Genomic DNA, 12,515 nt, shown 5'->3' on the forward strand with positions numbered 1-12,515 from the left:
AAGCAAAAGGAAACGCCGCAGTTCATTGTGTTATTATTGGTTTTGGGCTAGAAGATATTGACAATAAACGTATTTTTGATTATGCTGATATTAAAGGTGAACCAACAGAAAGAAAAGTTAAAAATATTAATCCTTACCTAGTTGAGGGTAGTGACTTAGTAATTTTAAGTAGAAGAAAAACCATTTCATCTGTTCCAGAAATAAACTTTGGAAGTATGCCAAATGATGGTGGTCATCTTATTCTTTCACAATCTGAAAAAGAAGAATTAGTTAAGAATGAACCTGATTCTGAAAAATGGATAAAGCCCCTATTAAGTGCAAAAGAATTTTTAAATAATGAGGATCGTTATTGTCTATGGTTGACTAATATTCAACCACAAGAATTAAAAAAATCAAAAATAATTGCATCGAGAGTTGAGCAAGTAAAATTAACTAGAGAGAAAAGCAACCGAGAGTCAACTAGAAAGCTCTCTAATTTTCCTACTTTATTCGGAGAAAATAGACAGCCAAAAACTAGCTATATTCTAATACCGCGTCATTCTTCAGAGAATAGAAAATATATTCCATTTGGTTTCTTTAGTCCAGATTATATTGCTAGTGATAGTTGTCTCTTTGTTGCAAATGCTGATTTATATTTATTTGGTATTCTTACTTCAGCAATGCACATGACATGGGTTAAATATGTTTGCGGAAGATTAAAAAGCGATTATCGCTACTCAAAAGATATTGTTTATAATAACTACCCCTTTCCAGAAAATATCACCGACAAACAAAAACAAACCGTTGAAACTTGCGCTCAAACTGTGCTAGATACAAGGGTAAAATATCCCGATAGTAGCCTTGCGGATTTATACGATCCTTTAACCATGCCTCCCGACTTGCTCAAAGCTCACCAAAAACTTGACAAAGCCGTTGATTTGTGTTATCGTCCCCAACCTTTCACCAGTGAATTAAACCGTATTGAATACCTCTTTGAACTCTACGAAAAATTAACCGCTCCCCTACTCCCTACCAGCAAACAAAAACCCGCAAAAAGAAAAAATCCTCAATAGACATCTCCAAAAATTATAACCCAGTCACAGCTTGCTTTTAGCTTATGTACTAATTAAGCAGTTCGATAGCTAAAATGTATATCTGTCGTTGCTAATTCAATTTTACTGAAAAAATATGAGGCAATTAAAATAATTTTTATTCGGGTATATTCCTTGACTAGAAAGACTTTTGGTCTTGAGATAATATTATGGAGAGGTCTAATAACGAAGACAGGAGACTCCGAGACTCCGAGGCAGGAGGCAGGAGGCAAAAGGCAGACTTCGGCAGGAGGCAGGAGGCAGCTTTGTTCTCCCCACTCCCCACTTCATAATTCATAATTCATAATTCATAATTCCCACACCCCACACCCATCCCTAAGCGCCGCAATTCCGGAGATTATATAAAAAAACACCCAGAACAATCGAGGTGATGGACAATACTAAAGGTTGTGTAGGTCATCAGAAAAGCCCTGTCAGGGTAAAATACTATGAAACTAGCGTCACGAGTCAATCAAGTCACCCCCTCCCTTACCCTAGCTATCGACTCTCTGGCCAAGGAAATGAAGAAAAACGGCGAAGATGTCTGTAGTTTTAGCGCCGGGGAGCCAGATTTCGACACACCCATTCACATCAAAGCTGCCGCGAAAAAGGCCCTCGATGAGGGAAAAACTCGCTATGGACCGGCTGCCGGAGAACCGGGGTTAAGAAAAGCCATCGCTGAGAAATTGCTGCGGGATAATCAACTAGCATACAATGCCGATAATATCATCGTTACCAATGGGGGTAAACAGTCTCTCTATAATCTAATCATGGCGTTAATTGAAGCGGGGGACGAAGTAATTATTCCCGCACCCTACTGGTTGAGTTATCCTGAAATGGTGACGTTAGCGGGAGGAACATCGGTTATAGTGAACACTAGCCTAGAGAATCACTATAAAATCACCCCCGAACAGCTAGAAGCGGCAATTACACCGAAAACTAAATTATTTGTTCTCAATTCTCCCTCTAATCCTACCGGTATTGTCTATACTCCCGAAGAAATCGCAGCTTTAGCAAAAATTGTGGTTGAAAAGGATATTTTAGTGGTTTCCGATGAAATTTACGAGAAAATCCTCTACGATGGCGCAATTCACCGCAGTATCGCTTCTTTTGGTCCAGAAATCTTTCAGCGCAGTATTGTTAGTAATGGTTTTGCTAAAGCTTTCTCGATGACGGGGTGGCGCGTCGGTTACATAGCAGGACCGGTGGAAATTGTCGAGGCCATGACTAATATCCAAGGTCATAGTACCTCTAATGTCTGCACTTTTGCCCAATACGGTGCGATCGCTGCTTTAGAGAGTCCCCAAGATTGCATCGAGGAAATGGTCAAAGCTTTTAGCGAGCGCCGACAGTATATTTTAGAACGAGTGCGAGCAATCCCCGGACTCAATTGTCCTACTCCCAACGGTGCTTTTTATGTGTTTATCGATATTAGTCAAACTGGTTTAAAATCCCGGGATTTTTGTCAGAAACTGCTCGAAACCCAAAAAGTAGCCGCTATCCCCGGTATTGCTTTCGGTGCTGATGATTGTATTCGTCTTTCCTATGCTACAGACCTAAAGACGATTGAAAAAGGATTCGATCGCATTGATAAGTTTATCGGCACTTTGTAGGATGATTACTGTGTCTGTTAGGGTGAATTTTGTTCGCCCTTTTTTTTGGGTTTAACCACTTAGCTATTAGCCTTCAGCCGTCAGCTTTTATTTATTCTCCCCCGCAACGCACGCGAAGTAGTCTCCCTGCTCCCCAATTCATAATTCCTGATTCACCCCCTGTGCAACTATATTTTTAGTCTTGATTTACAAGGCTCTCAGAAATCAGCAGAGATAAAGTATCCTCTGGAACCCTGATTCTGTCGTTTTCAGTTGCACATCGCGTTAATTCATAATTCATAATTCATAATTGATAATTCATCGGGGCTTTTGTTAAGTTACATTAAGCCCTACAATAAAATTCTAGGGAGTTAGACGAAATTCGCTCGATCGCTCGGTCTTGTCCGCTTCTTAGCTGAGATAGAGAAAAGATAGCGCATCGAGAAATAGAAAACTTGAGCTACTCAAGCCTTCGTCAATACTGCCCTGTCATCTACCTTGAGTTATAACCTAGTGTCCCAAACCCTACCTAAACCCTCCCTAAAAAGAGAATTTTTGCCATTTACCCTACAGGATGTCCGTCTAGCTATCCCGGCCCGTTGCTTCCAATCAAGCGTTTTTCGCTCTTTAGCCTACTTTTTTTTTGATATTGGCATCATTACCCTGCTTTACTGGATAACTTACCAGATTAATCAAGCATGGTTCTTCCCCCTTTTTTGGTTTATGCAGGGAACCATGTTTTGGGCCTTATTTGTCGTCGGTCACGATTGCGGTCACGGTTCCTTTTCCCGTTATCGTTGGTTAAATAACTTAATCGGTCATCTCAGTCATACTCCTATTCTCGTACCTTTCCACGGTTGGCGCATCAGTCATCGCACCCATCACGCTAATACTGGCAATATCGACACCGATGAAAGTTGGTATCCCGTCACGGAAACCCAGTATAACAATATGGCTTGGTACGAAAAATTAGCTCGTTTTCAGCTAATTTTATTTGTTTATCCCCTCTATCTTTTCCGTCGTTCCCCTAATAAACAGGGGTCCCATTTTATGCCCGAAAGCCCCCTCTTTCGCCCCTCGGAACGGTGGCAGGTACTGACTAGCACCGTATGCTGTACCTTTATGTTAGGTCTATTAATCGGGGTTGGTGTTAGCCAAGGCTTTTGGTTTCTGTTTAACTACTACATCATGCCCTATATCGTCTTTGTGGTTTGGTTAGACCTGGTGACATTCCTACACCACACCGAAGATGATATTCCCTGGTATCGCGGTCAAGACTGGTACTTTCTCAAAGGGGCGCTTTCTACCATCGATCGCGATTATGGCATCTTTAATCCCATCCATCACCAAATTGGTACTCACGTCGCCCATCACATTTTTATCACTATTCCCCACTATCATCTCCAAGAAGCAACCGAGGCCATCCGTCCCGTCTTAGGAGACTATTATCGCGTCTCGAAAGAACCGATTTTCAAATCTCTCTGGCAGTCCTACCGCAATTGTCATTTTGTCAGTGACCAAGGCAGTAAGGTTTTTTACCTCAAAAACTGATCCTATCTTAGCTATGAGGGGGAAACGGCAGCAAAATCCCCCTCCTCCTCCCACACCGAGAATAGTTGCCAAAACTAGCGGTAAAGTCTTTTTCTGGATTTGGTTCACTGGCAAGGAATTAAGCTGATGCAGTGAAATTGAACGACGTACAAAGGGAATGACATCGGCAGCATTGGTCAAGAATCAAACAAATATCTAATCTGTTCTCTAGGATTTGATCATTTTGCTTTTCAACAGCTACTGACAAGAGGATATTAAGCGCCTAGAATCTAAAAATTTACGATCAAGCAGGTCTAAAGAGTGAGTTTTTATGATACTGTCTATTGTACTAGCTCAATTATAACTTTGCTATAAAAGATTAATTACTCAGACAGCAAAAAAAGTGGCAGATTATGACACAGGCAATCCTTACTCAAATCTTGAATCAGCTTGAGACTCTTGAGCTAAAAGAACTTCAGCTGCTTAATCAGAAGATTCAACAGTATCTTATGGATAAAGAAGAAGCTGAGAAACAAGCGGTATTTCACCAATCTCTTCTTGATGCTGGATTAGTCAAGCAGATTAAGCGTCCTTCATCTCAACCGATAACTGAGCGACGATTGATTGAAATCGAGGGAAAACCTATTTCAGAAACGATTATTGAGGAACGCCGTTAAATGGCACTTTATTTCTTAGATAGTAGTGCCTTGGTCAAGCGTTATATCAGCGAAACTGGTTCAGCATGGGTATTGGAATTATTTACTGATGCTTTAAATAATGAAATATTTATTGCCGCAATCGCCAAGGTAGAAATTGTAGCTGCTATTACGCGAAGATCCCGCACTGGAAGTATTAGCGTTACCGATGCAGCGGCAATAGTTCATCAGTTGAGAAAGGACTCGCTTAAAGATTATCAAGTCATTGAAATTACCGAAAGTATAATTAATTCAGGAATGGTATTAGCGGAAACTTATGGTTTAAGAGGTTATGACGCAATCCAGTTAGCAGTAGGTTGTGCTGTTAATACACTTTGCCTAGCTAGTGGTTTACCTTCTATCACTTTTGTCTCGGCAGATAATGAATTGAATGTTGCTGTTATCAGTGAGGAATTGCTGATGGAAAATCCTAATAATTATCCATCTTAAGTAAGCGATAAGCTGTGAACTCTGAAATTTTTAGAGTTTAAAAAGGTGGAAAAAATAATCCCCTTCAAGGGAGTAAAGGAATTAAGCTGATGCAGTGAAATTGAACGACGTACAAAGGGAATGACATCGGCAGCATTGGCCAAGAATCAAACAAATATCTAATTGGAGAAGCAACTAGAAATGTACCAAAGGAAATTAAGTCTCGCTATCCTCTTATTCCTTGGCGTTTAATCGGAGGAGTGAGAAATATTTAGAAAAGGTGCTATTATGCGGAATAATAGTTGACTTGTGTTAGAATCGGTTATGTTGTTAATTTAAGGGATAGTTACATGAAAATTGTTACTGTTACTGAGGCCAAAGAACAAATTGATGAATTAGTGAATGATACCAATGATAATCATCAACCAATTTTGTTATCTGGTACGAAAAATAATGCTATTTTAATTGCTGAGGAAGATTGGAAATCTATTCAAGAAACGCTTTATTTGTATTCTATTCCTGGTATGGTAGATTCAATTATTGAAGGTGGCAACACTTCTATTGAAGATTGTGTGAATGAGGTGGGTATCAGAGCAATTTTAAATGGATAATTGGCAGTTGGTTTTTAAGCGAAAAAAGATGCTGAAAAGCTGGCTCGTACTGGGTTGGCAAAACAAGCTAACGAGTTATTAAATATTCTTAAGTCAAATCCCTATCAATCTTATCCTGTTTATGAGAAACTCAGTGGCGATTTAGCGAGCTATTATTCTAGACGTATTAATATTCAGCATCGTTTGGTTTATCAGGTTATTCCAGAAGAGAAGGTTGTCAAAATTATACGGATGTGGACTCATTATGAATAACCCCTTTTAATTTATTTTACCTAAAATGTCGGATGAATGCCCCCGCTAGATTTTTCGACAAGATACTCACCTTTGCGGGGAATGAAATCCGACCAGAATATCAACCGCGAAGCACGATTTTCATTCTACTATTTGTAGGTAAACTGTGTTATACTTAATTTAGCCAGGGTCGAGGATTAATCAATGCTAGTCGTAAAAGCCAAGTTAAAAAACGGGACACCAGAGAGGCAGGAAAATTTATTGTAATTTCTCAATAATACTAATAATGATTCTCTTTAGCTGGGGGAGATTGTTTTGAATCACTTTCCAGACGACTTTTTCATCAATTGCCCAATATTCATGAACTAATTTATCCCGCATACCTGCGATGTTTTTCCAAGGAATATTAGGATAATTAACTCTCACTTCATCAGGAATATTTTTGACTGCTTCCCCAATTATTTCAATTAATTTTACTGCCGAAAGAAAGATTTCTATCTTAGTTGAAAATTCTTCAAAGCTTAGACCCTGAGTCATCTTTTCTAGTTGACAAATTGCCTCTAGAATGTCTTGCAAGAAATCTCTAAATTCCCGTTGCGTCATACATAAATAACCTCGGATAAAATTCTTTCTCGCCTTCTTCCTTTTAAGCCATTTTTACTGATAACATCCGCTTTTACCTTAAGTAAATCACTTAAATAATATTCCATATCTACTAAATCCAGTAAACTAGGCGGTTCTGTATAATCTATCAGAATATTAACTTCACTATTTTCCTGCACTTCTCCTTTTACATAATCTCCAAAAATACCTAATTCACTGACATGATACTTTTCTTTTACTAAGGACTTAACTTGACCCAAAATCGCTTTAATTTCTTCTAAATTTTTCATGATGCTTACCTTCTAAGATAACGGAAAAGACTTTTACCCTACTGATCAAAATTTTATTTCCTGTATCTGTATTGTAGCAGATAGCGGATGAAAGGATAAACCATACTCCTTAAAATCATGAGAATTGAGAGAGTTATGCAAAAAATACCCCCTCAACTGACTAAATGAAGGGACATTTATAGTATTTTTAGAAGCAATTTAGCCTACTTTTCTGGTTTCTTTTTCGATGGATTGGGAGGGTTTTAGTTTAGGTTTGAGTATCTCGATTATTCTAAATTTCGCTTTTTCCAGTAATCAGGTTTACGTTTTCCATTTGCGATCGCAACTACCCAAATAGATGCTTCAAATTCTACATAAAAGATGATGTAAGGAAAACGGCGAATGAGATAACGGCGCATCCCTTCGATAGTATGGGCTGTTCCCAGATTAGGGTTAATTTTAATTTTTTCGAGAGCTTGTTCAATTTCAGATAGTAAATCTAGCCCTAATCCTATCTTTTACTTCTCATAATATTGAATAGCATTGTCAAGTTCTCGTCTTGCTTCACTGTGAATAATAACAGGTTTCACGAATATTTCTCTCGTAATTCCAATAATACTTTATCCGATGGTTCACCCTTGGCTGTTCCAGCATAAATTTCGGCTAATCTTTGAGTTAATTCTCTATCCCAAGCATCTAAAACATTGTCATCTACACCTTCATCTAAGGAATGGATGAGAAAGTAAGCCAGTTCAGCGCGATCTTGTACGGGAAGTTGAGCAAGTTCTATTTTGAGGGTTTCTGCTGTTTTAGTCATCTTGAAAGCATCTATAACCAGTCATCTTAGATTGTAGCAGATATCGGATGAAAAAATAAACCATCCTCCTTGAAATTATGGGAATTGAGAGAGTTATGCCAAAAATACCCCCTCAACTGACTGAATGAAGGGGCATTTATGGTATTTTTAGAAGCAATTTAACCTACTTTTGTGGTTTCTTTTTCGGTAGATTGGGAGGGTTTTAGTTTACGCTTTAGGGTTGATACTGCGCCTAGTGTACTGACTACCAGGAGACTTAAAGTTCAAGTTTTCCAGAAAGAAAATTAAACTAATTAAACATTCATATTAGGGTTTTATGTTAAATCTAATGTGTATCGCATCGCCTCTTCCAATTGCTGTAAATAACTAGAAGAAAGTGTCCCCAACTGTCGTTGAAGTCGTTGTCTATCAATAACAACAATTTGATAACATAAGGCTACTGATTCCTGATTTAAGCCTCCTTGTCCTGCGGGAATAACCATTGTTCCGGGGATTTGTGCGCGACGTAAATTACTGGTTAATGGAATTACAACAACAGTGCTAGTGAAGCGATCAATATTGTTATATTCGACAATAATAACAGGTCGAATACCAGCTTGTTCTGAACCACGACTCGGATTCAAATCAGCTAGATAAATATCGCCTCGCATTTATTCCTTATCCTCTTGTTCAAGGTGAGATAAATAATCGGGTAAAATACTTTCTGAAAAGCTAATATCCTCTTGAGCAAATTCATTTTGTAACGATTGTGCTTCTGCATCTGAAATATTGTCCCATTTCTGAAAACGTGAATTTCTTTGTAAGGATTTGACAAATTCAAGGACTTTTTGCTGTTTTTCTAGCGGTAAAGTCTTAATACTTTGCAAAATCTGGTCTTGAAGATTATTAATATGGGTGACAGACATTTCAACTTTTACTATATTTACACTAGGCCAGCCATTTTACCATAAAAAAACGCTCTTGTTGTCAATTAGTTAGCAACAATTAAATAATAGACAATAAACAATACACAAAAAATACCCCCTCTACTGACTGAATGAAGGGGCATTTATGGTATTTTTAGAAGCAATTTAGCCAACTTTTGTGGTTTCTTTTTCAATGGATTGGGAGGGTTTTAGTTTGCGCTTCAGGGTTGAAGCTGCGCCGATAGTGCCGAGAGCGAGGAAGCCTAAAGTAGAAGTGGGTTCGGGAACTGGTTGGACACCCAAAAGTTCGCCATCAAAAGTAACTTCGCTGGCAAAGACCCACGCAGTGCGTCGATTTAGAGTAAGTTGTAGGGAACTACCACTAAAATTTAATCCTGAAAAAGTATAGGATGTTGCCTCTGAACCAGGCGGATCAGTAAGAGTTCCCGAATCGTAATTAGAGCTGCCCATACTTAATAATATACTTTGCGGTACGGAAATAGCAGCATCACCATTTAAGTCAGCCACATGGACAGTAACTGAGTTTATCCTGACTGTGCCAGCAAAGTTAAAAGTAATGACAGGATTCCGGTCTAGCCAACCAACATAAGGTCCTGTACCGTCTGGAACTTCTACATCAATCCACCTTTGTGTAGGAATTATGCCATCAGTTAGATCTCCAACTCCTCCGCTGAGAGGAGCATAATCTAGCGACGTGTTTCCAGTGCCATTATATTTCTTGTCCCAGTATCTAGAGCCGCCTCCATTTTCCATATCATAACTGATAGGTGTAATTTGAAGAGCATTAGCAGTACCTATTGTTGCCAAACTGATAAGTACGGCTCCCCCAATAGAATTTTTGACAAGTTTAATGAATACCATGATAGATGCCTCAAGACATTGAAGTTGTTAGTGGGATTTAACTGTTTTTTGGCAAAGTTGGCAAAGAGTAAATTGATACGATCGCTTTTTTAGCAGCCAAGTTAACCAGCAGTTTTACCTAACCCTAAAGGGTCAGCAAAGACAACAATACACATCCCCCCCCCACAATTGTATTTTTTGATACAATTTAATAAATTTTTATATTTCTCTCTTAATCCCGATAAAGAAACCGCAGAACCAAGTCGGTTGTGAACAGCCCACCGCTTTTACCATTTTTGGTTAGTATCTGGATGTGGTATTATTTGAGGTGTGTTCGGATTATCTGATACGATCAAGGTCTATGACAACTTACTATGAAATCCTCAGCCAAATAGAGAATCTTCCCCTTACGGATAAGTTGCGACTTTTAGAGGATTTAAAAACTATCATCAAGCCGACCGTAGCGCCAAAAGATGACGATGAGATCATTCCAGCCGAAGAACTTGCTGAAAGCCAAGCAGCATGGCAAGATTATTTATCCGGTCGAGATACCGGAATCACTTCAACAGAATTAAAATACAAATTATTTGGAGATAAACTTGGCTGATTATATTCTACTTAGACAAGCAGAACGCTACTTAGAAAGGATGCCTAAAAATGATCAAATTCGTCTTCTTGAAGCTTTGGATACTTTGATTTCGGATTCTACAAAATTAGATATTAAACCCCTTTACGGAAGAGATGAACTAAGATTGCGAGTAGGTAAGTATCGAGTGTTGTTTTTTGAAGATAGAGACAACAATCTATACGTCATTACAACTATTAAACCTCGCGGCGATGTCTATAAATAATACCAGAACTCTTTTCTAGACTGCTGTTTCTCCTTTCGCCATAAGACAGTGATTCACAGAAGAAGGAGTCTCAGGTGTTTTTCCCTGTTTTTCCCCTTTTCAGGTGAACTATCCACTTCCGTGAGGGATTGTGACGCGGTATGTCGGATTTGCCTTTGCCTTCTCCCTTAAACTATCAACTCGATCACTAACCAAATTAAGCCCGATTACCTCCCATCAACCAGATGATAAACTAGGGATACCAGCTTTGATCAAGGCATCAGCATGACCACTAACGCGGCAAAAACTCAATGGCAGTATTTAGAGAAACGTCCTCATTCCTGGCGACAACAGCTTTGTTTTCAAGGTAGGAGGCTGAAAGCTTTTGATGTCTGGTCAGATATGATTGTCAACGATATGACTCCTCAAGAAGCAGCTCTTAATTGGGAGTTACCTTTGGCTGCTATCTATGAGGCAATTGACTACTGCGAGGCTAATCAGCAGCTACTCAAGCAAGAAGCGGAAGAAGAACGCCACCGTCTGGAAGCAAAGGGGATTAGTGTTGAGCCTAAGATTATTGCTTGATGAGGACTCGCAATCCCAACTTCTGGTTAAGTTACTTACGGCTGCTGGTCATGACGTACTGACGATCAATAAAATTGGTTTGACTGGCTGCACAGATGATGTCGTACTTGACTATGCCATACAGGAAAATCGGATTCTGCTAACTCATAACTGCGATGACTTTGAAGAGTTGCACCAAGCCAATCCAAGCCATTCGGGTATCTTAGCGGTTTACCGTAACGCTAACCGCTTTAAAAATATGGACTTCAAGGCAATTGTCAATGCGATCGCCAATCTTGAAACGGCTAACGTCCCTCTTGCTAATCAGTTCATTTCCCTGAACCACTGGAACTATTAATTCTGCTTTGTCGTGATCGCGTCACAAATCTTAAGTTATATATCTCTCACACTAGCGATCGCTTTCTTTTCCCTGTTTTACTCCTTCTCAGGCTGTATATCCTCATTCCGTGAGATATTGTGGCGCAGTATGTCTGATTCGCCTTTGCCTTCTCCCTTGACTGATCCTCAACTCGATCGCAAACTAAATTAAACAGGATTACCTCGTACCAACCAGATGATAGACTGGGGATAATAGAAATAATTGAATATGGCTACATTACCGGAGGAAACCTTAGCGAGCATTTTTGATCTACTGCGTCAACTAGCGGATCAGATAGAGTACGCATCGGCAACGGAATGGCAACTTTTTACAGAATATGGGGAAAATGAACGGACATTATCAGAATTAGAAGAATTATCTAATGCCAGAGAGAGGATAACTAATTCCTACTCCCGAATTAATAATATCCTGCTGAGAATTTTACAAGAGCAGCCGACTCTCTCAAATACGATGCTAGAGATGTTAGAAAGAGCGATTTTGCAAGGAACAGCCAGTGTGGATGCTGTTAGTGCTAGTGTTGATGAAGTAAAGAGGCAATGGAACTTATGATGACTTACCGCACCTCCTATCCCGATGAAGCAACGAGAAAACAATGTCTTGAAAGCTTACGCGAAACTAACCGCCAGATTGAGCTTTATAATCTTTTTTTAGACGATATACTCGCCCAACTGGAAACAGAATCCCGTCAAAAGAGACGAGAAAGGCTATTGCAAAGAGGGCAAACTATTAAATAGAGGGATGCACAGAAGAAGGATTCTCAGGTGTTTTTCCCTGTTTTTCCCCTTCTCAGGCTGTATATCCTCATTCCGTGAGATATTGTGGCGCAGTATGTCTGATTCGCCTTTGCCTTCTCCCTTGACTGATCCTCAACTCGATCGCAAACTAAATTAAACACAATTAATATCAACCGACGGGATTCAACTGACCTAATTCCACGCTCACCGCATCAAAGCGATTGTTCCCGGGACGATAGGAGAGAATTTCCAATCCCTACTTAGGGTCTGCTGAATAAATCTAAAAACCTTGTTGGGTAAGACTTTTAGACTTTTTGTCAATCAAAAAGTACCAGGCATGGGAGTGATCAGGGGGAAAATTGAGGTACTTTTTC

Annotated in this window: 19 protein-coding genes and 2 pseudogenes; 13 read left to right on the forward strand and 8 right to left on the reverse strand. The window is 39.4% G+C overall.

Annotation, left to right across the window (positions count from 1 at the left end):
• The 7 genes and pseudogenes from LW728_RS18515 to LW728_RS18545 all read left to right on the forward strand — a co-directional run.
• Nucleotides 1-1,052 (forward strand): type IIL restriction-modification enzyme MmeI (locus LW728_RS18515; RefSeq protein ID WP_287767599.1); only part of this gene is annotated, 1,052 nt, incomplete at its 5' end.
• 467 nt (nucleotides 1,053-1,519) lie between these two features.
• Nucleotides 1,520-2,683, forward strand: a complete 1,164-nt coding sequence (locus LW728_RS18520; RefSeq protein WP_287767601.1) for a pyridoxal phosphate-dependent aminotransferase — start codon at nucleotides 1,520-1,522, stop codon at nucleotides 2,681-2,683.
• A 492-nt stretch (nucleotides 2,684-3,175) separates the two neighbouring features.
• Nucleotides 3,176-4,213 (forward strand): fatty acid desaturase, encoded by a 1,038-nt coding sequence (locus LW728_RS18525; protein ID WP_002800340.1) that lies wholly within the window; start codon nucleotides 3,176-3,178, stop codon nucleotides 4,211-4,213.
• A gap of 392 nt (nucleotides 4,214-4,605) precedes the next feature.
• Nucleotides 4,606-4,869 carry a hypothetical protein gene (locus tag LW728_RS18530; RefSeq protein ID WP_002800342.1) on the forward strand — a complete coding sequence of 88 codons (264 nt, stop codon included), beginning with the start codon at nucleotides 4,606-4,608 and terminating at the stop codon, nucleotides 4,867-4,869.
• Nucleotides 4,870-5,337, forward strand: coding sequence for a type II toxin-antitoxin system VapC family toxin (locus LW728_RS18535; RefSeq protein WP_008202187.1), 468 nt, complete (start codon nucleotides 4,870-4,872; stop codon nucleotides 5,335-5,337). It abuts the gene before it with no gap.
• Between the two features lie 329 nt (nucleotides 5,338-5,666).
• A complete protein-coding gene (locus tag LW728_RS18540; protein WP_287767604.1) occupies nucleotides 5,667-5,927 on the forward strand; it encodes a type II toxin-antitoxin system Phd/YefM family antitoxin in 261 nt (86 codons plus the stop codon).
• Nucleotides 5,920-6,179: pseudogene (locus LW728_RS18545) on the forward strand (Txe/YoeB family addiction module toxin). Before LW728_RS18540 ends, LW728_RS18545 begins: the two are co-directional and overlap by 8 nt.
• A gap of 237 nt (nucleotides 6,180-6,416) precedes the next feature.
• Here the strand turns inward: LW728_RS18545 and LW728_RS18550 are convergent.
• From LW728_RS18550 to LW728_RS18585, 8 genes and pseudogenes are all read right to left on the reverse strand, one after another.
• Entirely contained in the window at nucleotides 6,417-6,761 is a 345-nt protein-coding gene (locus LW728_RS18550; protein ID WP_287665753.1) for a HepT-like ribonuclease domain-containing protein, read from the reverse strand.
• The gene (locus tag LW728_RS18555; RefSeq protein WP_002783391.1) at nucleotides 6,758-7,051 is read right to left on the reverse strand and encodes a nucleotidyltransferase family protein; all 294 of its coding nucleotides are present in this window, start codon (nucleotides 7,049-7,051) and stop codon (nucleotides 6,758-6,760) included. Before LW728_RS18555 ends, LW728_RS18550 begins: the two co-directional genes overlap by 4 nt.
• A gap of 266 nt (nucleotides 7,052-7,317) precedes the next feature.
• Entirely contained in the window at nucleotides 7,318-7,545 is a 228-nt protein-coding gene (locus tag LW728_RS18560) for a type II toxin-antitoxin system RelE/ParE family toxin (protein WP_223211066.1), read from the reverse strand.
• Nucleotides 7,546-7,616: 71 nt separating this feature from the next.
• Nucleotides 7,617-7,847, reverse strand: a complete 231-nt coding sequence (locus LW728_RS18565) for an addiction module protein (RefSeq protein ID WP_002800346.1) — start codon at nucleotides 7,845-7,847, stop codon at nucleotides 7,617-7,619.
• Between the two features lie 158 nt (nucleotides 7,848-8,005).
• Nucleotides 8,006-8,110 (reverse strand): annotated as a pseudogene (locus tag LW728_RS18570) (PEP-CTERM sorting domain-containing protein); the annotation flags it as partial.
• A gap of 51 nt (nucleotides 8,111-8,161) precedes the next feature.
• Nucleotides 8,162-8,497: a type II toxin-antitoxin system PemK/MazF family toxin gene (locus tag LW728_RS18575; protein WP_052278029.1), complete on the reverse strand. Its 336-nt coding sequence runs from the start codon at nucleotides 8,495-8,497 to the stop codon at nucleotides 8,162-8,164.
• Nucleotides 8,498-8,752 (reverse strand): hypothetical protein, encoded by a 255-nt coding sequence (locus tag LW728_RS18580; RefSeq protein WP_045362295.1) that lies wholly within the window; start codon nucleotides 8,750-8,752, stop codon nucleotides 8,498-8,500.
• A gap of 165 nt (nucleotides 8,753-8,917) precedes the next feature.
• A complete protein-coding gene (locus LW728_RS18585; protein WP_159292869.1) occupies nucleotides 8,918-9,634 on the reverse strand; it encodes a PEP-CTERM sorting domain-containing protein in 717 nt (238 codons plus the stop codon).
• A 340-nt stretch (nucleotides 9,635-9,974) separates the two neighbouring features.
• Here LW728_RS18585 and LW728_RS18590 point away from each other — a divergent pair, with 340 nt between their 5' ends.
• The 6 genes from LW728_RS18590 to LW728_RS18615 all read left to right on the forward strand — a co-directional run bounded on the left by LW728_RS18590 (nucleotide 9,975) and on the right by LW728_RS18615 (nucleotide 12,141).
• Nucleotides 9,975-10,220 (forward strand): hypothetical protein, encoded by a 246-nt coding sequence (locus LW728_RS18590; RefSeq protein WP_002734321.1) that lies wholly within the window; start codon nucleotides 9,975-9,977, stop codon nucleotides 10,218-10,220.
• 40 nt (nucleotides 10,221-10,260) lie between these two features.
• Entirely contained in the window at nucleotides 10,261-10,464 is a 204-nt protein-coding gene (locus tag LW728_RS18595) for a type II toxin-antitoxin system RelE family toxin (RefSeq protein WP_012266334.1), read from the forward strand.
• Between the two features lie 264 nt (nucleotides 10,465-10,728).
• Nucleotides 10,729-11,028: a hypothetical protein gene (locus LW728_RS18600; RefSeq protein ID WP_147069458.1), complete on the forward strand. Its 300-nt coding sequence runs from the start codon at nucleotides 10,729-10,731 to the stop codon at nucleotides 11,026-11,028.
• The gene (locus LW728_RS18605; RefSeq protein ID WP_287767606.1) at nucleotides 11,003-11,365 is read left to right on the forward strand and encodes a DUF5615 family PIN-like protein; all 363 of its coding nucleotides are present in this window, start codon (nucleotides 11,003-11,005) and stop codon (nucleotides 11,363-11,365) included. Before LW728_RS18600 ends, LW728_RS18605 begins: the two co-directional genes overlap by 26 nt.
• 249 nt (nucleotides 11,366-11,614) lie before the next feature.
• Nucleotides 11,615-11,956: a hypothetical protein gene (locus tag LW728_RS18610; RefSeq protein ID WP_110544785.1), complete on the forward strand. Its 342-nt coding sequence runs from the start codon at nucleotides 11,615-11,617 to the stop codon at nucleotides 11,954-11,956.
• Complete coding sequence (locus LW728_RS18615; RefSeq protein WP_231859623.1) at nucleotides 11,956-12,141, forward strand: hypothetical protein; 186 nt, start codon at nucleotides 11,956-11,958, stop codon at nucleotides 12,139-12,141. Before LW728_RS18610 ends, LW728_RS18615 begins: the two co-directional genes overlap by 1 nt.
• The last annotated feature ends 374 nt before the right edge of the window (nucleotides 12,142-12,515 follow it).

Origin of the sequence: Microcystis sp. 49638_E5 (assembly GCF_021300285.1) — a bacterium.
In the GTDB taxonomy this organism is placed as follows: Bacteria; Cyanobacteriota; Cyanobacteriia; order Cyanobacteriales; family Microcystaceae; genus Microcystis; species Microcystis aeruginosa_C.